The 212-nt window shown below is 72.2% G+C and carries 1 pseudogene; it reads right to left on the bottom strand.

Features of this window, described 5'->3' with window-relative positions:
* Positions 1-212 (bottom strand): annotated as a pseudogene (locus J0695_RS35775) (sensor histidine kinase); the annotation flags it as partial.

Here is a 212-nt window from a genome sequence, read left to right as displayed (position 1 = left end):
CCGGTCACCAGCCACACACCGACGAGCGTCGGGCGCTTCTCGCGCAGCGCCACGGCCAGCACCACGAAGAGATAGCCGATGAGGACGGGGGCGGGCCACGGCCAGACGTTGACGTCGCCGTCCGCCTGCGGGAGCAGGACGAGCGCGCAGAGGACATCGGCGGGCAGCACGATCCACCACGCCAGGAGCGGCCGGTCGACGAGCAGCAGCAG

It is taken from the genome of Streptomyces beijiangensis (assembly GCF_017315755.1).
GTDB lineage: Bacteria > Actinomycetota > Actinomycetes > Streptomycetales > Streptomycetaceae > Streptomyces > Streptomyces beijiangensis.
This window is presented reverse-complemented; position numbering and strand designations above follow the sequence as displayed.